16 protein-coding genes are annotated in these 18241 nt (G+C 45.0%); 7 read left to right on the forward strand and 9 right to left on the reverse strand.

Annotation, left to right across the window (positions count from 1 at the left end):
- The first annotated feature begins 340 nt into the window (after positions 1–340).
- Both serB and MSHOH_RS01305 read left to right on the forward strand, forming a co-directional pair.
- On the forward strand, positions 341–1048 hold the full coding sequence (gene serB / locus MSHOH_RS01300; RefSeq protein ID WP_048136793.1) for a phosphoserine phosphatase SerB: 708 nt from the start codon (positions 341–343) through the stop codon (positions 1046–1048).
- Between the two features lie 40 nt (positions 1049–1088).
- On the forward strand, positions 1089–1946 hold the full coding sequence (locus MSHOH_RS01305; RefSeq protein WP_048136794.1) for a coiled-coil protein: 858 nt from the start codon (positions 1089–1091) through the stop codon (positions 1944–1946).
- Between the two features lie 344 nt (positions 1947–2290).
- Here the strand turns inward: MSHOH_RS01305 and MSHOH_RS01310 are convergent, their stop codons facing one another.
- The 4 genes from MSHOH_RS01310 to tgtA all read right to left on the reverse strand — a co-directional run bounded on the left by MSHOH_RS01310 (position 2291) and on the right by tgtA (position 7464).
- Positions 2291–3430 (reverse strand): radical SAM protein, encoded by a 1140-nt coding sequence (locus MSHOH_RS01310; RefSeq protein WP_048136795.1) that lies wholly within the window; start codon positions 3428–3430, stop codon positions 2291–2293.
- A 153-nt stretch (positions 3431–3583) separates the two neighbouring features.
- The gene (locus MSHOH_RS01315; RefSeq protein ID WP_048136796.1) at positions 3584–4741 is read right to left on the reverse strand and encodes an NAD(P)/FAD-dependent oxidoreductase; all 1158 of its coding nucleotides are present in this window, start codon (positions 4739–4741) and stop codon (positions 3584–3586) included.
- A 17-nt stretch (positions 4742–4758) separates the two neighbouring features.
- Positions 4759–5700: a UbiA family prenyltransferase gene (locus tag MSHOH_RS01320; RefSeq protein WP_048136797.1), complete on the reverse strand. Its 942-nt coding sequence runs from the start codon at positions 5698–5700 to the stop codon at positions 4759–4761.
- A 291-nt stretch (positions 5701–5991) separates the two neighbouring features.
- Entirely contained in the window at positions 5992–7464 is a 1473-nt protein-coding gene (gene tgtA / locus MSHOH_RS01330; RefSeq protein WP_048136799.1) for a tRNA guanosine(15) transglycosylase TgtA, read from the reverse strand.
- A 216-nt stretch (positions 7465–7680) separates the two neighbouring features.
- Here tgtA and mntA point away from each other — a divergent pair, with 216 nt between their 5' ends.
- Positions 7681–8124: a type VII toxin-antitoxin system MntA family adenylyltransferase antitoxin gene (mntA, locus tag MSHOH_RS01335; protein WP_048136800.1), complete on the forward strand. Its 444-nt coding sequence runs from the start codon at positions 7681–7683 to the stop codon at positions 8122–8124.
- Positions 8121–8543, forward strand: coding sequence for a type VII toxin-antitoxin system HepT family RNase toxin (gene hepT, locus MSHOH_RS01340; RefSeq protein WP_048136801.1), 423 nt, complete (start codon positions 8121–8123; stop codon positions 8541–8543). Before mntA ends, hepT begins: the two co-directional genes overlap by 4 nt.
- A gap of 327 nt (positions 8544–8870) precedes the next feature.
- Here the strand turns inward: hepT and MSHOH_RS01345 are convergent, their stop codons facing one another.
- Positions 8871–9458 carry a pyruvate kinase alpha/beta domain-containing protein gene (locus MSHOH_RS01345; RefSeq protein ID WP_048136802.1) on the reverse strand — a complete coding sequence of 196 codons (588 nt, stop codon included), beginning with the start codon at positions 9456–9458 and terminating at the stop codon, positions 8871–8873.
- Between the two features lie 553 nt (positions 9459–10011).
- Between MSHOH_RS01345 and MSHOH_RS01350 the strand changes: the two genes are divergently transcribed.
- Both MSHOH_RS01350 and MSHOH_RS01355 read left to right on the forward strand, forming a co-directional pair.
- On the forward strand, positions 10012–10761 hold the full coding sequence (locus MSHOH_RS01350; protein WP_048136803.1) for a proteasome assembly chaperone family protein: 750 nt from the start codon (positions 10012–10014) through the stop codon (positions 10759–10761).
- A 4-nt stretch (positions 10762–10765) separates the two neighbouring features.
- Positions 10766–11155, forward strand: a complete 390-nt coding sequence (locus MSHOH_RS01355; protein ID WP_048136804.1) for a DUF473 domain-containing protein — start codon at positions 10766–10768, stop codon at positions 11153–11155.
- A gap of 233 nt (positions 11156–11388) precedes the next feature.
- Here the strand turns inward: MSHOH_RS01355 and thsB are convergent, their stop codons facing one another.
- From thsB to MSHOH_RS01375, 4 genes are all read right to left on the reverse strand, one after another.
- On the reverse strand, positions 11389–13017 hold the full coding sequence (gene thsB, locus MSHOH_RS01360; RefSeq protein WP_048136805.1) for a thermosome subunit beta: 1629 nt from the start codon (positions 13015–13017) through the stop codon (positions 11389–11391).
- A 563-nt stretch (positions 13018–13580) separates the two neighbouring features.
- A complete protein-coding gene (locus MSHOH_RS01365; RefSeq protein WP_048136806.1) occupies positions 13581–16631 on the reverse strand; it encodes an FAD-binding and (Fe-S)-binding domain-containing protein in 3051 nt (1016 codons plus the stop codon).
- Positions 16632–16734: 103 nt separating this feature from the next.
- Positions 16735–17352 (reverse strand): 4Fe-4S binding protein, encoded by a 618-nt coding sequence (locus tag MSHOH_RS01370; RefSeq protein ID WP_204245373.1) that lies wholly within the window; start codon positions 17350–17352, stop codon positions 16735–16737.
- A gap of 5 nt (positions 17353–17357) precedes the next feature.
- Positions 17358–17717: a TrmB family transcriptional regulator gene (locus tag MSHOH_RS01375; protein WP_048136807.1), complete on the reverse strand. Its 360-nt coding sequence runs from the start codon at positions 17715–17717 to the stop codon at positions 17358–17360.
- A gap of 343 nt (positions 17718–18060) precedes the next feature.
- Between MSHOH_RS01375 and MSHOH_RS23310 the strand changes: the two genes are divergently transcribed.
- Positions 18061–18240, forward strand: coding sequence for a hypothetical protein (locus tag MSHOH_RS23310; RefSeq protein ID WP_158024013.1), 180 nt, complete (start codon positions 18061–18063; stop codon positions 18238–18240).
- Position 18241: the final 1 nt, after the last annotated feature.

Raw genomic sequence — 18241 nt, forward strand, 5'->3', positions numbered from 1 at the left:
CTTTTGGCAATCTTCCTTCCTTATCACCCTTATTTTATATATATCTGTCTTATTTATAATCATTATTCGATATATTTTGTTGCTCCTCCGAAAAGCTTAAAAGGGATGTGATTTATTTCACTCAAAAACGTTGACATCAATGCTGTTGTTTTGTGGTTTTGTTTTCGCGAAACCCGCATTATAATTTGAAAAACTTATCCGTTGGTGGGCTTTTAATGTCAGGGCAGATATATTATCTCAGGCTGCGGGGGTACCCCTGAAACGGTACTTCTGGCAGTATGCCCTCTTTCGGGAATTGTCCCGCTATATCTATAGATATTCAGGTCCAGGTTTTGATTGAGTGAACTGTCCTATAAATGATTCTACTGAAAACAAACTTATAGTTTTTGACATGGATAGCACCCTTATAGACGCTGAGACCATCGATGAGCTCGCCAGGGCTGCAGGTGTTGTAAGCAAAGTAGAGGAGATTACGAAGAGAGCGATGTATGGAGACCTCGATTTCGAGCAAGCGCTCGCAGAAAGGGTCAGACTTCTTAAGGGGCTCCCCCTGGAAACTGCCCTTGATGCTGTAAATCAGATTAATCTTATGCCGGGAGCAGCCGATCTTGTCCTGTATGTTAAAAGTCGGGGTTACAAGACTGCGATGATTTCCGGTGGATTTACCATAGCCGCCGAGAGGGTAGGTGAAACGCTTGGTATCGATTTTGTCGTTTCTAACGAACTGCTTGTGGAAGACGGCTACCTCACGGGAGAAGTTGTCGGTCCTGTCACACAAAGCGACTCCAAAGCAAAAGTGTTCGAGGAACTGGCACGTTTCTACAATGTCAGGCCCGAGCAGTGTGTGGTTGTCGGGGACGGCGCAAACGATGCCTGTATTTTTGAGATAGCAGGTTTTGCCATAGCTTTCAACCCAAAGCCCATCCTTAGGGAGTATGCGGACGTGGTCATAACAGTAAAAGATCTGAGAGCCGTAATCCCTGTTCTTGAATCTCTTTCTTATCAATTTTGTAATCAGGCACAGCATGTCGACATCGAACACTACTAAAATGCCAGCTCTTTTGCTGGACCGGGAGGCACAATAAGAGATGCTAAAGGAATTGCAGAAAAAAAGATCAGATTTGAAAGACATTTCTGAAGAATCCAAAGAAAAAAGGAATACTTTAAACGCTGAAGCCAGCGCTCTCGCCGCAAAGCGCAACGACCTCAACAAGAAGACAAAAGACCTTATCAACGAAGCCCAGGAATTAAAAGTTCTCAGGGACGAGATCAACGAGAAGGTCAGCGAATACAAGAACAAACGCGACGAGACCAATGCCAGGGCAAACGATCTGTTTGCAAAGGCAGACTCCATCAGAAAGCAGAACAACCTTGGCGGGCCCTCAATCAAAGCCTTAAGGAAAGACATCGATCGCCTTGAATTCGCCCAGCAGACCGAAGTCCTGAGCACCACCAAGGAAAGAGAACTCGTTGGTAAGATCCAGCAGCTTCAGAAGCAGTACCAGGTTAAAAAAGTCCAGCTTGAGAGCAACCTCGAATTGAAAAATATCCTGGACGAAGCCCAGAAAATCAGGGACGAAGCTTCCGTATTCCATGACGAGCTTGCAGAGTACGCCAGGCAGGCACAGGAATACCACGAGAAGATGATTGCAGCCTTTAAGGAAGCTGACAGAACCAGAGCAGAGTCGGACATCGCACACAGGGAATTTGTAAAAGCCCAGGAAGCAGCTGACGAACAGCACAAGATTTTCATCAATGCTCAGAAGGAAATCAGGGACCTTGACAAAGAAATCTTCAAGCTTAAGAAGAAAGACAAGGACGGAAAGTCCCGTGTCGTCAAGTCCGAACTCCAGAAAGATGCCAAATCCATCTTCGAGAAGTTCAAGGGCGGAGCAAAGCTCACCACTGAAGACCTGATGACTCTTCAGAGGTCCGGTTTAGTCTAATCAATCTCATAGAATAGATTCTCTGGAATCCTTAATTCCAATTGCAGGTGAAGGCAACTTCGCTTTTATCTGCATTCTTTTTTCTGTTATCAGAACGGTACTTTCTGTTGCCTTGAATTACTGAATCCGTTATTTTACTGGAATTGCTATTGTATTCTGTTAATGTACTTTTGAGCAGCTAATGCTATCGATTTATCTGATGTGCAGGCAAGCTAAATCCAGTAGGCAAGCTCAAACTCACTGGCATGCAGAAAAAAACAAGTAGTGTATTTTATGGCTTGACTTGCTTCAAAAATCTAAATTTGGTAAAATTTGAAGTTCAATTTACTTCAAAATGCCGAAGCTCACTCCAGAAGCTTCAGGTACTTCTCCCTGAACTCCGGGTTTCTCATAAGGCAGCATTTTGCGTTATATGCGGGGTCATTCCTGATTTTTTTCCACACATCCTTTACCCTGTCCCTATGAACATTTCCATAGGGAATAGGAATGCAGGCGCAGGGGAGAATATTTCCTTCAGGTGTAATATGTAGCCATTTCCTGCCTGCCATACAGCCTGTTGTCCTCATAACCTGCGGAATCGGAAAGATTCTCGGACCTTCTTTTTCACGTGCCTGAGAAACAAAACTATCAAATTTTCTCATATCTTTTGGAGTCATGATCTCGGAAGCATGATCCATCCATCTGCCAGTGGGCACTATCTCATAGAAAGAGAGTTCATGGGCTCCAAGGTCTGCAGCAAGGGTGTAAAGCTCATCAAGTTCATTGACATTATCCCTTGAAAGCACCACATATATATTTACAAGCAGCCCGGCCGCAAGTCCATTCTTGACTGCCTCAACCGCACTTTTGAATACCCCTATCCTGCCCCTTACATAATCGTGCTTTTCTTCATATGCGCTGTCAAAACTGACCGTAAGGGAATATAGCCCCGCAGCTTTCAGACTCTGCGCTCGTTCTTCGGTCAGCCCTACTCCCGAGGTGAACATGCCGGTGATGGCTTTTTCGGGATCTACATATCTTATCAGATCTTCCAGGCCGGGATATGTCAGGGGCTCTCCCCCATCAAAGATAACGAAGGTCGTGCCCATTTCGAGCACCTGATCAACTATGTCTCTAACCGTTTCGGGTGCAAGCTTTGCCCTGTTCTTTGTATCCGGAAGGGCACAGTGGATGCAGTTGTTAGGGCAGTCTTCTGTAATTGATATCGTTACCTGGTCAGGTATGTTTTTCCCGAGCATTGACGAAAGCTGGCTTTTCACAAGGCGGTCAAAGCCAGTACTCGGAATCGGGGGCATCCAGGTAGAATAGATCAGACGGTCAGCCTCTAAGTTTGCAGGCTTTTCGCCGTCAAAGATTGAGATGTTTGCCTTAAGGACTTTTTTCATCAGTGGAGATGCTGCCCCACCGGTTTTCATTGTCAAGCATCCGTCTTCAATTTCGGCATAAACCCTGAAAAGAGGATTTTTATAAAATTCGTACTGCATATTTTCCCTGCATCTGGCTTTCTGGTATTTTTTCCCTTTCTGTATTGTTCCGTTCTATTTTTTCCGTTTTTGCCTTTTTTTCAGTTCCTAAAATCCTGTCTTTACTCAGCCTGCCTTAACTTTCAGTTTGTTTCCAGTAGTTTATATTCCAATTTATTTGTTTCTCAGGAATGCCCTATACTTTAGCATAGCTGAAGGTTTCTTCTTCAACATGAATGTGAAAACCTGCATTGCCTGTTCAAAAGCGCTGCCGTGAATGAAGGAGAGGTCTTCGTTTTCAAACACTTCTGCCATCTCATCGATTTCTCTGTCCGTCATCTTCCTGAGGGTCTCAAGTCCTATACGGCCCACGTAGTGCTCTACTTTAAACTCTTTTTCCCAGATTTTTCTGTACTCGGAGAGAGCATTTTTTGAAACGTCTCCTCTTTTCACAGAATCTGCAGCCACATCTCCGCATATCTGGCCTGCCCTCATCGCATACCCTATTCCTGACTGGCCTGCAGCTCCTCCGACTACCATTATCCCGTCAGTTATGTATTCCCCGGGTATGGTTACTATGGGGTCTCCCCCGGAAAGTTTTCTTACAACCTCTATTTCTTCTAGCCCTTTAAGTTTTTTGAAACGCTCTACCCAGGCATTCAGGTAAGGGGTCGCATCCTTTCCGCACCTTCGTACATAAGCTCCGATAGCTGCATTATCTCCTCCCCTGGGAGCATATGTGGTCTTCCAGCCTGGGGCATGATTTCCTACATAATACTCAAACATCTCAGGTTTACCCAGTCCGGGTGCTCTAATATCAAGTTCAGTTCCCCAGGCTATATCTTCAGGGTGTTTCATCGTTTTCATACCCAGACGAGAAGCTATTTTCGAATTGATGCCGTCGGAAATAATCACAAGCTTGGATCTTAATGTCCCCTCAGAAGTAATGACAGCAAATTCCCTTCCTTCCTTCCAGATATCCCTTGCTTCGATCCCTGTTCTGAGTTCAACGCCGGTTTTCATAACTTTTTCCGCATAAAACCGGTCAAAATTTGATTTGTCGATGGAATAACCTGGGGTTTCAACTATTACTTCTCTACCTTCAGGGGAGATAATCTTCATCCCTTTGAGGTAATGTACGACATAAGACGGGTCTGCCTTTTCTCCGCACCTGTCAAGCATCCCCTTAAAGAAAGAGTTTGCAGGGTGTGGTGGATTTCCAATCTCTTCTTTCTTTTCGAGCAAAAGGATATCTGCACCTTTTTCACAGGCATTTCTGGCAGCCATGAGTCCTGCAGGGGATGCCCCGATTACAATAATGTCCGCGTCCATTTTTATCTATCCTTTTTTCACCAGAGAATGGAGGTATAAGATCCCAGATATATGCAGAGCACAACATCAAGGATCATTGACCCGAACATTATTGCTCTGTAATTTGAACCGTTAAGGAAAAGTGCACCGCCTCTCTCAGGAGTGGGATGCCTGATAAAGTCAAAGCACTGGGTAAGCATCCAGAGCCCTGAAGCAAGAGCTCCTGCAAAAAATACGGGACCGAGCCGGGCTGACCAGCCTATGATAACCGACGCAATAACCCCTACAATCCACCAGAAGGTCACAAACCTGGCAGTAAAGGGGATCCCGAAGGTTACGGGCATTGTAGGAGCTCCTTTTAGCCTGTCTCCCTCTACATCCCTGGCAACGCCTCCCAGAGTAAAAGCCCAGTCAGTTACGCACATCATGAGTCCGAAGCAGATTGCAGGAAGAGGTAGAATTACCCCGTCACTGCCTTTCAAAATCCCGGCCGGATCGAATGCAAGCCATATCCCGACAGGCACGAGCCCGTAGGAAATGCCTACGGGAAGAAAACTCAGGAATGTGCTGCGCTTTGCAAAGATTGAGTAAACAGTGATAGTTGCAGCTGCGATAAAGAGGACTACAAGGGACTCAGGGTTCAGGTACGTAGCTGCGGCACCTGCGATAAGCAAAAGCAAGAAGGCATACATCATCGCCGAGTTCTTTGAAACTCTCGAAGAGGGCAGTGGACGGTTCGGAATATTGATAGTGTCGATATCGACATCGCAGCAGTCATTGAAAACGTATGAACTGGTTATAGCCGCAAAGCCTCCTATCACGGCAATCAGGAAGGGGACAAGTAAGGGCAGCCCTCCGGTTGCCAGATATGAAGCAAGGATCGCGCTTGCGGCAGGGAGGGTCAGGTCCATGTAGTAGAGTTCGGGTCTCAGCAGCCGGAGGTAGGGGCTGAGCTCCCCGATTCTTGCTGTAAGGGACAATAGTTTCACCTGTGAATTTTCGGTTTATACGGATTTTTCTGTGTCCGGAATCTCATGTTTCGGGATTTTTCTGTTTAAGTGCTTGTTTGCAAATAGTCCTATAAAACTTTCGCATTTCAAAAAAGTTTCCTTTTTTACTGAAAGATTCTGCCAGTACGGGAGAGTTGAGAATTTGACATATATGGAAGGCTGTTGGAGAAGGGCTGTTAGATAAGAGTTGTTAGATATACTACACCTCATATCATTAAAGAGCCCGAAAGAAACCCATTTTAACAAGCTTTCATAGCTTGCTTATTCTTTTTTCCAGGCTTCTCTGTATACGAGCTTTGCTTTTTTCCCGATTTCTTCAATTAAAGGGTGTTCAAACTCTTTTTCGCAGATAAAGGTAAACTCTGCCCCAGGGTTCAGATCCATCAATTTAATTGTGTTTGAGAGGGCTGTGCTGAGAGCTTCGTAGTCCGGAAACTTCGGGATCTCGGCATTGAAGGGATAAACCTCTTCCATTTCCGCAGGAAAAGCCCCGAACGGAGCTTTGAATGCCAGGATCCGGTCATAGTCTTTTTCTCCTTTTACAGGGGCTGCGCGGATAATTGCCGAACCTTCAAGGCTGAACCTCTCCAGCCTTTTTCCGAAGCGCAGAACTTCAGGTCTGGAGGAGGATTCCGGCCCGCAGTAAAAGTATGTGCCTTTGGTTGCAGGGTCAAACTGTTCCAGCCATGCAGAATGAGTGTAGAGCCTTTTCAGCCCGTCAAGGAGTTTCGGGTGAGCACGGCAGCGCTGTTCGACAAGCTCGAGCAGTTTTCCATCCTTGATAGACTGCTTGATCAGCCTGATTTCTGCAAAGGTCGCATAAAGGTTATGCCGCCCCAGAAGTTCTTCTTTATTTCTGGCTTTTTTCAGTTCATCGGCAGTATATTTGGAACAGACAGGGCAGGAACAGGGCAGATAATTCAATTTTTCTATGTGATATGTCCCGTTTGCAGTAATATAACGTCCGTCTTTTGCATATAGGGCATAAGCTGCCGAGTCAAACAGGTCGCAGCCAAGAGCAACTGCAAGAGCAAACATCATGGGATGCCCTGCCCCGAAAAGGTGGACGGGTGAGGTTGGAGAAAGTCCTTTTTTGGATGCTGCAATTACATCAACAAGCTCTGCATAGCGGTAAGATTCCATCAGAGGGACAACAGCCCCCAATGGATAGACTTCAAAGTTCAGATTCCTCAGGTGAGATGCAGCTTTTTCCCTTAGTTCGGGATAGGTAGAACCCTGAACCGGGCCTGCGAGGAGCTGTTTGCTCTGGATGAATTTGCGGGCAGCTTCGAGACGTTCGGCTGTAATCGCAAGCTCTTCTTCTGCCTTCTTAAAGTGGACGTCCGGAGGAGTAGGAATATCAAGAGGGACTATAATGTCGCTTCCTATTTTTTCCTGGAACTCGAGGATCTCCTCGTTTGTAACTTCAACTGACCCGTACACTGAAAGCTGGAAAGAACCCGAGTCTGTCATAATCGGGCCGTCAAAGCCAAGAAGCCCATGCAGCCCTCTTTCAAGGGCGACGCTTCGGAGCTCTTCTTTACGGTAAATAATGTAGGAATTGGTGATCAGAATCTCTGCCCCGAAACTTCTCATCTCTTTCGGGGAAATAAGCTGGATGTTCGGATTAATTACAGGCATGACCGTAGGAGTCTCGACTATCCCGTGAGGAGTCCTGAGTTTCCCTATCCTGCCGCCTGCGTCCTTATCTAGAATTTCAAATATCGCTGACATGCCGCGGGTATAGATGCCTCTCAGATATATTTATCTTTGGGGCTGGCGGCTTTGTTGGAAAATAATTCTCTCATCTTACGTTTATTTTGAGAACTAGCTATAAACAAAGACCTTACTCCGATTTTTTGTAGCCTATGGAGGAAAAGTCCAGGAAAAATATAGAGCTTGCATAAATTATAAACAGATGCAGGTATAAAATCATAAACAATTGATGATATGCAGCCTATTACACCACACCTCGATTTTGAACAGCTTGAACAGAAGCTAAGGGAATTTTTCTCCAAAGTTGAGAATATTTCATTGGCTTATCTTTTCGGTTCAACCGTCCGGGGAGAATCTAATTGCCTGAGTGACATAGATATTGCTGTGCTTTTTGATGATACTCTTTTACAAAAGGAAGCTTTTGACCTTCAGCTGGAATTAATAAGTGAACTTACAGGTCTTCTTAAAACGAACAATGTAGACCTTGTGGTACTCAATGATTCTCCTCTCCTTTTGACATATAACATCATACGTAACGGGATCATTTTAAAGTCCGATGAACCTTTAAGGGTAAAGTTTGAGACAAAAATCATGTCCAGGTACCTGGACGAGCGGTACCATATTGAAAGGCATGCAAAAGAGAGCCTGAGAAGGATAGCAGAGAGCGGGTTTCGATGATAAAAGAGATCAACTTCAAGCTGGAACAACTTGGGGAGTATATCAGCACCCTCAGAGAATATCAATCGTGTGATATTGAGGAGATAAGGAACAATCGTACTTTGAGGGGAGCGATTGAAAGGTATATAGAGATCTCTCTTGCCTGCATGATTGATATCTGTGAGATGATCATTTCTAGCGAGAAATTGAGGCGTCCAGACACTTACAGAGAAGTTATTCTGGTACTTGGCCAGCACGATGTTCTCCCAAAAGAATTTACCAAGAAGCTGGCACCTGCAGCCGGTTTTCGAAATGTGCTTGTCCACATGTATGCAGATATTGACCTTGAAAAGCTTTATTCACATCTCCAAAATGACATTGACGATCTGGAACTTTTTGCTGAATACATTGCAAAGTACTTGGTTTCTAAGTACGAATAATTATGGTAGTGCCAGTCTAGTTGCGCCACCCTAATTGCACCTCGCTCGAATTGCGCCTCGGGATCACAGGAAATCGGAGATTTTCTGGGAGTTGCGATGTAATCGCAACAGTACGCTGTCCTTTTCGCTTCGCTCAAGAGGACTACTTTATAAGTTATAGAGTGGGCAGAGCTATAAGAGGACTAATTAAAAATGTTAGTGGAGCTTTTCCTTTCCGTCCTTGTTTTTCATGATCATAGGATATCAAGCGAACTAAGTTTAATATTTACGTCTAAACTATAGTCCCCCTCTCCTCATTTTTTTCTTCCCTTTATCTACTTTTTGGAATCAGTCTTCTTTTGCCCGTGGCATAGCAATGATTTCCCTGACCTGAAGGGAGAAAAAGTCATTGCTGTGGGCCGGCCTCAATACGAGAGCCACATCTGCGCCCCATCTCGTGCCTCCTATGGCTATGATCTCGGTATCGTTTGAGACAGGGATATGGCCTGAATCTGCTGCCATAATGGCAACCTCTATAGCTACCTTGAAGCCTTTTCCGAAAAGGGAACGCAGGGCGTCTGCAATTATCTCGGTTCTTGAATAGCCTCCGAACTTCTTTGTGATCGAACGCTCTATTCCGGAGAACATGTGTGACTGGGTGGTAATTACTGCTCCGAGCTCTTCGAGTTTCTTTTTGTACTCTTCTTCTACTTCCCATTCACCTTTTTCTTTCTGCCCGTACTGGTGGCTTACTCCAATTACTTTGATGCCACTGCCCTTTACTGCCTCTGCCATTTTAAGAGCAGTTTTCCCGCTGGTACTTGCAACTACGATATGTGAGATTTCAAGTTCTGATGCTCTTTCTGCTGCAACCTCAATAACAGCTTCCGTATTTTCTTCCCCTACGCTATCGAGATAAAGAATTGGTTTTTCCATGATTATTTCCTCCTGCATTTGATTTTTAATTATCTTTTACAAGCTTCTTCCACTGATTATTATAATCTTTTTAAGTTTAATTCTGTTAAGTCCGGTTCTGTCGTTTACATCTAACTCTACTGCTTAGATCTATTTTTTTCCGTTTTTTACATCTATATCTTTTATGTATAGTGCTTTTTATCTGCTGTTTTTACGGATCTTTCTTCTTATTTTCCATCTTTTCTGTAAAACTCTTTTCCCTCTCCTTTTTATCTCCCAGAAGCGCAGCTTATATTCGGCATATATTTGGCAAACGTTTAGTGGAGAAGATGTGGTAATTAAATAAGTAATTTTGATCTGAATTATTTTTTCTCTGTCATGAGAAGAGATATATATTAAAAGGATTCTCTTTTAATAAAAAAGAGGGTTATGGCATTCGAAATCCCGGGATCATCAATATTTTTTTTATTGGTGCCTGTGCAGAAGGTAACACAGACCCGGGCTGGCGAGAAACTTGTTTATTTAGGATTAGATAAGATATACTCATAGGGGTTGTATTTCATGAGGTGGTTTTTTGTCAACTACGACAGACTATGACGACAATGACGTGAAGATTATTACGAAACCTGTTCAATCAAAAAACCCTGTTTTGATTGAAGGTTTTCCCGGAATCGGGCTTGTGGGGAACATTGCAAGTCAGCACATGATCGAAGAAATGAACATGGAGTACATAGGCTCCATTGAGTCCAGGTATTTCCCCTCAATCGCAGTGCTTTATGAGGGGCTTATAAACATGCCTGTAAGGATCTACGAAAATGTGGAGCACAATATCATTATAGTTATTTCCGATATTCCTATCAGCCATTCGGTATCCTATGATGTAAGCAATGCTCTCGTGGACTGGGCTGAATCCATCAACGTCAGAGAGATTGCTTCCATTGCAGGGATTGCAATTATGGACGGAGGACATAAGGTTTTCGGAGCAGCTACCACGCCGGAAATGCTGGATAAAATCAGGGATAAGGTCGAGATTTTCCAGATGGGAACTATTTCCGGGATTTCAGGCAGCGTAATGGCTGAATGCTTGCTGCGCGGAATTCCTGCAATCAGCCTTCTCGGGGCTACGAAAACCCAGAACCCGGACCCAAGAGCCGCATCTTCTGTGATTGGAGTCCTTAATGAGCTGTATGGACTTTCAGTCAGCACTGATAGGCTCATAGAACAGGCTGAGCGCATAGAGATCGAACTCCAGAGGCTTGCTGAAGACGTTCAGGCTACCGAGCAGAAAGGAGAAGTCAAAAAGGAGTTCCCAATGTACGGGTGATCTCATGGAGTACATCGCATTAACAGGAATTGCCGACTCCGTGATTGAGATCCTGAAAAAGCACGATCTCAGGACTCTTGAGATCAGAAATCCGCAGAACTTCTTCGGAATACTGGGGCTCAATGCAGGAGACAGTGTTCTCCTGACCTCTACAAGCCTTCAGGACCTAACTGATGGGACTCAGGGGCTCATAGCAAGGGTTGTTCAAAAGCAGATCTCAGTTCACTCTTTTGTCAGCTCAAATGAACTCTATATTGAAGAGCGAGAGACCCTTTCAGCCCGTATTCAACTTGAGTGCAGGTGTATGGCAAGGGTAAGGAATGTTATCTCAAATGAAATCGGAAAACCCGTGAGAGTAGACGCAAGAGAAATCTCCTGCTATGAAGCCAGGTAAAGTTTTTCTTAAATTCAGCATATTCTGCCAGACTTCAATTCAAAAACGTACTTTTCTGAAGCCTTTGACCCTCTTATAATATCCGATTTTAATAAAATATATTAATAATGGTTAATTTTTCGAAAAACGTATTTTTTAATTTTTTCAATAATTGATTCTTAAAAAAGATTTTTAAAAGGTGAAACCGGAAAGTTGAGCTTTTCCGGAAACCGCCAGTTTAGTTTTAAATATATTTACATGTCTTCCGGCATTTCGCCGCCCATACCCGGGCCTGGGCCTGCTCTTCCGCCGCCGGATGAGGCGATTACGTCGTCGATCCTGAGGATCATGATTGCGGCTTCTGTAGCTGCGTTGATTGCCTGGGTCTTGATCCTGAGGGGTTCGACAACATCATTTTCGAACATATCCTCAATCTTGCCTGTATAAACATTGAGTCCGGCTCTCTTGTTACCTTTCTCGTGCTGGGAGCGCATTTCCACAAGCATGTCGATCGGATCAAGTCCTGCATTTTCTGCAAGGGTGTGCGGGATAATTTCCAGGGACTCGGCAAACTTCATTACTGCAAGCTGTTCCCTGCCTTTAAGGGTTGCTGCATATTCCTTGAGCCGGAGGGATAGTTCTACTTCAGGAGAGCCGCCACCGACAACGATCTTCTGGTCTTCGAGGGCAACGCCAACAACCCTGAGAGCATCTTCAAGGGCTCTCTCAAGGCCGTCAACCACATGCTCGGTTCCGCCGCGGAGCAGGATAGATGTGGTCTTGCTTTCCTTGCATCCTGTGACAAAGGTCATTCTGGAGCCTGTGACATCCTTTTCTTCTACAAGGCCTGCATAGCCGAGGTCGGATTCTTCGATCTCGTCAAGGTTGGTAATGACCCTTCCGCCTGTAGCTCTGGAGAGCTTGTCCATGTCGCTCTTCTTTACTCTGCGGATTGCGAAAATGCCTGCCTTTGTCAGGTAGTATTGGGCAAGGTCATCAATGCCCTTCTGGCAGAAGACTACGTTTGCACCGGTCTTGATTACCTTGTCAACGATTTCCCTGAGCATTGCTTCTTCCTGGTCAAGGAAAAGCTGCATCTGGTCAGGGGTGGTGATCTTAATTTCAGCTTTGGTTTCGGTCTTTTTGAGTTCGATAGGTACGCTTAAAAGAAGAACCTTTGCATCCTTTACAACTTCCGGCATGCCGGTGTGGACACGTTCCTTATCGACAATTACACCTTCGATAATTTCAGAGTCCTTGATGCTTCCGCCAGGTCTCTTTTCGGTTTTAACATCTTCTATGTCGACAGTGATCTTTCCGTCTTCACTTTTCTCAACAACGGACTTAATTGCATGGACTGCGAGCCTGGAGAGGTGAGCCTTGTGTGATTCCGCACCCTTTCCGGTGATGGCTGTGCCTGCGATCTTCTCGAGAGTCTCGGTATCTTCAGGAGATGCGCTGATGGTGACTGTGTCAAGAATCTTTACAGCCTGGGCTGCTGCGAGCCTGTAACCGCTTGCGATTACAGTGGGGTGTACGCCGCTTTCAAGCAGGTCTTCCGCCTTTGTCAGGAATTCTCCTGCGAGGACGGCTGCGGTAGTTGTTCCGTCACCGACTTCGGCGTCCTGAGTCTTGGCGACTTCTACGATCATCTTTGCACCGGGGTGCTCAATGTCCATTTCTTTGAGGATGGTTGCTCCGTCATTGGTGATGACGACATCTCCCATCGAGTCTACAAGCATCTTGTCCATACCCTTAGGCCCAAGAGTGGTCCTCACCGCTTCAGCTACTGCCTTTGCGGCCATAATGTTGTTGTGCTGAGCGTCGGAACCGTGGGTTCTCTTGCTGCCTTCCCTTAATATAAAGATCGGTTGTGCTGCCAAACTTCAATCTCCTTTTAATGATGTGAAATATATGAATTTTTGTTAATTGTATTCCTGAGCACTTACCTTTGTGCGTAATTTTCCTATTCTTAATGCAAGCACTTCTATATAAGAATTCCTCTGAAGGTCAGATCCCTAATCCTGAAAAAAGAGTCTGCTGGTCCTTTTAATACATGAGTTTCGCTTCCCGAGTTTCGCTTCGGGATCACAGAAAATCGGAGATTTTCTGGGAGTTGCGATGTAATCGCAACAGCACGAGGTCCTTTTCGCTCGCTCCGCTTCGCTCAAGAGGACTACTTTAGAAGTTATACAATGAGTTAAGCTCAGGAGGACTATTAGGAGAGCTCATAAATTCTAATACTGAAGCTCGATATTGAGGACAGCCTCTCAAATAAAACGAGGAAAACTGAGACACCATCAATAAAATTAGTTAGAGAACACAGAGGGGTGAAAAAAATGAAATTAATTTTGTCTGAAAAAAGGGTTAATCGAAGGAACTTCAGGTTTTTTTCCTTCGATTTCTTGATTCTGTTTTTAGTTTCTCTATTTTTCTTAGATGGCTTTCAGTGAGTTTTTATATACTCGATCATGCGCGGAGTAAGCAACGGAATCAACTCAGGCAGCATATTGGGCATGAGATTTTCCATGGCTTTTGGCATGAGATCAGGGAGCTGTTCTTTCATGTAGTCCGGCATGGGGACTCTTCTTTCCACGGCTTTGAGCATATCAGGCATGACTTTTGGCATGACAGAAGGCATGAGTCTTGGCATCATAACCGGCATCATGGGTTTCATCATGGCATCCATGCCTGGTACGTACTTGACCATCTTCATCATTGCTTGAAGAGGTGCTGGCATGGCAGCCATCATCTGGGGCATGAGTTCAACCATGAGATCGGTCATCTTTTCGGGCTGCATGAGGTCGATCATCTTTTCGAAAGGCACCCAGGATTGCAGCGTATAGTTTGTCGAGTCCGGGATGTCGTAGCCGAGACTTCTCGCTACCAGGGCACCGAGGTCCTGAGCCTGTATGTCAAGGTTATTTTCCTGCGCTGCCACCCTGAACTGGAAGATGCAGCATGGGCAAAGAGCTACAATAACATCAGCATTCACATCAGCAGCTTCCTGAAGTCTCATGTTCCCCAGCCTGTAAGCAACCGGAGGCTCGGCAATCAGGCTGACAACGGAGCCGCAGCAGTGCGCTCTTTCTCTATTATATTCCAGTTCTCTGAATTTTATGCCGGGTATGGCTTTAAGGAGCTCTCTCGGAGGCTCGTATACTTTACCTCCTGCTCTTCCCAGGTGGCAGGAGTCGTGCCAGGCGACCACTTTGTCAAGGGGCTGCTTAAACTTCGGTTTAAGGACGTCAAGTCGTTCCACAAGGACTTCGGAATAGTGCTTTGTCTCAAGCCCGTATTCGATCCCGAGCTTTTCTGCCCACTGGGGATAGACTGTGTGCCACATGAGCCAGCATGCAGGGCAGGAAGTAATGACCGTTTTTACGCCTTTCTTTTTCATGTTTGAGACGTTCATTCTCATTATCTTCTCAAAAACGTCCCACTTCCCGGCAACAAGCATGGGGATTCCACAGCAGGCTTCTTTGTCAAAGAGCCCCGTGAATTCGATACCTGCATCGTCGAGCATGCGGACTGCCCCTACAGCAACGTCATTTTCCACAAAGGATGCTGTGCAGCCTGCAAAGTAAGCGTACTCGGCTTCATCCTTCATTTTTGCCCGGATATCTTCTGGTATCCATTTATCCCGGTCTTTCCTGTAATTTGCCCATATATTCCGCTCTTTCAGGAGGCTTGCAGCCATGATCTCAAAGGGCGGGAAAGTCATCTTTTTCTCTTCCCCAATCAGTTTATCCCGCATGGTCATCCAGGCATGTTCGATTGGCATATCCAGTTCGCACCTGGAATCGCACATCTGGCAGGTGGTACAGCCAAGGAAAGTGTTTGTCTGCCTCTGGTCAAGTTTTTCCCTGCCTGCCAGGTACTCTTTAATAAAGAACCATTTCCCTCTTGGAGACTGGGATTCCCAGCCCCTGCCGTAGTACTGGTCGCACTCGCTCACACAGTACCCGCACTGGGAACAGGAATAAGCAAGTTCGGCAACCTCTGCGGGTATTTCCTTTTCATTTTTGAAGCTGACTTCTCCTATCCCGGACATGTTCCCTACAAGCCTGCCCATGGGTTCGAAAGAAGATCCAAGAGACACGGCTGTGTTCAGAAGCCCTTTCCCTTCCAGGGTTTCAGGGTTCATAATCCCGTTGGGGTCGTTTTCTTTTCTCAAAGCTTCGATTTCTGCAAGCCTGTCTCCGAAGACACTCTTCTTCTTCGAGGCGAAGAACAGGCCTGAAGAGTAAGCTCTACCTACATTTTCTTCTGCAATTTTAAGGATACTCAGGGACAGTGCAAAGGCCGTATTGAAAAGTACGGAACGCTCGGAATGGCGCATGAAACAGAGAAGTACAACGTTTCCGTCGCTGATAACCATCCCTTCGGTGAGCACCGGAAGTTTGATCTTCTTTTTAATCTCTTCAAATACACTGTCCATGTTTTCAAGCGGCACGAGTATTTCTGCAGGAATGAAGGAGGGACCAAGTCTTTTTACCTTCATGGATTTGAACCATTCTTCGGTCTCGTGCTTTGCAATCTCCTCAGGGAGAACCGTACCGCCAGCACTTTCGATTGCTTCTCTCAAGCCGGACACGTCTCTCGAAGCAGGATACATGAAGGTGCAGACATAAGCAACAGGCAGCACAGGTCTGTCTTTATCCACAACTTCTCCGTAGTGGAGTTTCTGAGGTGATTTGTTTTTCATGTCCGCCCATTCGGGATTCAGGAAGGAGATTGACCAGAGAGGAATGTTCTTTGCCCTGATTGTTTCAACTGCTTTTTTCATAGCTGAAGCATCAGGGAAACTTGCAGAAACAGCATCTCTATTTTCGAGTTTTTGGACGTTCAGGGTGATTTCGGTTATTATTCCCGTTGTTCCCATTGTCCCTATCAGCTTCTTGAGTTCGGGACCTGAAAATTCCTTTATTTTTCCGTTTGGGAGAACGACCCGGACTTTTTCCATGCTCTCGTAGCCCCAGCCGAACTCATAACTCCCGTATCCGGCTCCGCTCTGGGCAAGCCAGCCTCCTACGGTTGAGGAAGGGGCGCTCGATGGAAGTGCCCTTACAGAAAGGCCCTCTTCTTTCAGCTTTCTTTCCAGTTTTTCCCAGATAATCCCGCTCTGCACAACTGCTTTCTGTCCTTCCGGGTCGATGCTGATTACTTTATTAAGCAGGGTCACGTCGGCAACAATTCCTCCTTTTGTAGGGATTACTCCGCCATACCCTGAGGAGGCTCCTGCACGTGGAACTACAGGAATTTTGTGCCTGTTTGCAAATTCCAGAAGCTTTATTACATCTTCTTCTGTACGAACCTTTACAACGGCTGCCGGATCTGCTTTTCCTATCACTTTTTTAACAAGTGGAGGGAGGGCTCCTATATCGTGATTATAATAGTGGCGTTCGCGTTTGTCAAGATTGACATATTCCCCGAAGAGTTTGGAGAGTTCTGTTTTCTGGACTTCTGAAAGCTCGGATACGCTTTTTGCTGTCATATTTTTTCTAGCTCCCCTTTATTTTTATAACTATAATACAATTAAAAAAATAAAAAATAATTAAAGTTAATAATTATTGAAGTTAAAATAATTAAAGTAATAATTAGAAGTGAAGTGCATCTTTAGGACAGGCACTAACACAGCGCCCGCACTTGATACAGTCGGGCTTTGTCTCGTTCTGGCACACCTTAAGCTGCATCGGACAGACTTTTTCGCATTTCTTACAGCTGATGCATTTGTCTTTTTCAAGTTTCAGCTGGTACCTTTTTCCTCCGAGCAGGCGCTGGGCTGTGCCCATAGGACAGAAAGAACACCAGGTTCTCGGGCTCAGGAAACTTCCGAGAAGGACTGCAATTGAGGTGGTCACAAGGCACATCATTACAAAGATCATGCCTATCTTTTCGAATGTGTTAAGGCTTCCGAAAGTACTTGCTACCCTGTAGCCCATAAAGCCCATCAGCAGGAAAAAGATTGGCAGACGGACCCAGAGACTCCTGAGTGCTTCGGGTATTTTTCTTTTCTTTGAGATTTTGCTGACCCAGAAGTCAACAAGGCTTCCTCTCGGGCAGAGATTTCCGCAGAACCATCTTCCTCTGAAAGGACTGATCAGGAAGATTGCGGCAAACACAAGCAGCATAAAGTACCCGAGTGCAGGATACCAGAGACCCCCGATAGAGACGATCAGTACAAGAATTCCCAGGTAGGGAGTGATTTTGAGCATTTTAATTAACCTCCGTTTTCCCATTTTTCAAGTTCCTGCCCGAGTCTGTCAGCCCAGGACTGGACGATTTTTTGAATGACATTTCTAATCTGGTTTTTTGAATGGATTTTGTAAATGAAGACATAGCCCCCTCCGTCAAGGTTCTGCTGCGATCTCTGAAGAATTTCTTTTTCATGCAGCTTTTTTACGGAGCGCTGGACTGTAGAAATATCTAGGCTCAGAGATTTTGAGAGGGCATCCGTATCAATCCATTTTTCAGGTTCATTTAAAAAATGCCTCATGACATTCAGATCAGCTTTTGTAAGATTGAGGGCGCACTTGATTACGTCCTCTATTTTGAATTCCTTGCAGGCGAAGTCCATTATCCAATCCCTCTTATATTCTACAGTACTGTAATATTACGTCAGGAGTATATATATACTGGGAACTACTGTAGAATAAAGCCAGAAATCAGAAGTACTGTATTTTTTAATTTTGTTGTCCAGGTTGATATTTATAAAGAATAAAGAACAGATAGACAAAAATGAAGGAGAAAGTGCAAGTATGCGTGCTCTGAGAAATGTTTGATCCTTATCTCTGCACCAGGGTCTGTTTTAACAACGAGTCCTGGACCGTTTAGTTCCTAGCAACTGTCAGGTTTGGACGGATTAAAATTCTATACCTAAGTTTAATAGCAATATTCTTATTATATTGCACTAATTATATATCATGGGGGAAAATAAAAATTCATCTGCAATTGGTGTTGGTGTTCTGGTATTCATTGTATTTCTTGTGATAATGCTCGCAGCATTTAATACAGCGAATAATTTAACAACAGGTACAATTTTAGGCACAATTTTTACTGGACTTTTCATGGGGTTTTTAGTGACCGCTGCAATACTACAATAAT

This window comes from Methanosarcina horonobensis HB-1 = JCM 15518 (genome assembly GCF_000970285.1).
Taxonomy (GTDB): Archaea; Halobacteriota; Methanosarcinia; order Methanosarcinales; family Methanosarcinaceae; genus Methanosarcina; species Methanosarcina horonobensis.

Excerpts from the sequence above, each read along its gene's own strand:
- MSHOH_RS01305 (WP_048136794.1), top strand. The coding sequence starts at position 1,089 with ATGCTAAAGGAATTGCAGAAAAAAAGATCAGATTTGAAAGACATTTCT.
- MSHOH_RS01310 (WP_048136795.1), bottom strand. The coding sequence starts at position 3,430 with ATGCAGTACGAATTTTATAAAAATCCTCTTTTCAGGGTTTATGCCGAA.
- MSHOH_RS01315 (WP_048136796.1), bottom strand. The coding sequence starts at position 4,741 with ATGGACGCGGACATTATTGTAATCGGGGCATCCCCTGCAGGACTCATG.
- tgtA (WP_048136799.1), bottom strand. The coding sequence starts at position 7,464 with ATGTCAGCGATATTTGAAATTCTAGATAAGGACGCAGGCGGCAGGATA.
- mntA (WP_048136800.1), top strand. The coding sequence starts at position 7,681 with ATGCAGCCTATTACACCACACCTCGATTTTGAACAGCTTGAACAGAAG.
- hepT (WP_048136801.1), top strand. The coding sequence starts at position 8,121 with ATGATAAAAGAGATCAACTTCAAGCTGGAACAACTTGGGGAGTATATC.
- MSHOH_RS01345 (WP_048136802.1), bottom strand. The coding sequence starts at position 9,458 with ATGGAAAAACCAATTCTTTATCTCGATAGCGTAGGGGAAGAAAATACG.
- MSHOH_RS01355 (WP_048136804.1), top strand. The coding sequence starts at position 10,766 with ATGGAGTACATCGCATTAACAGGAATTGCCGACTCCGTGATTGAGATC.
- MSHOH_RS01365 (WP_048136806.1), bottom strand. The coding sequence starts at position 16,631 with ATGACAGCAAAAAGCGTATCCGAGCTTTCAGAAGTCCAGAAAACAGAA.
- MSHOH_RS01370 (WP_204245373.1), bottom strand. The coding sequence starts at position 17,352 with ATGCTCAAAATCACTCCCTACCTGGGAATTCTTGTACTGATCGTCTCT.
- MSHOH_RS23310 (WP_158024013.1), top strand. The coding sequence starts at position 18,061 with ATGGGGGAAAATAAAAATTCATCTGCAATTGGTGTTGGTGTTCTGGTA.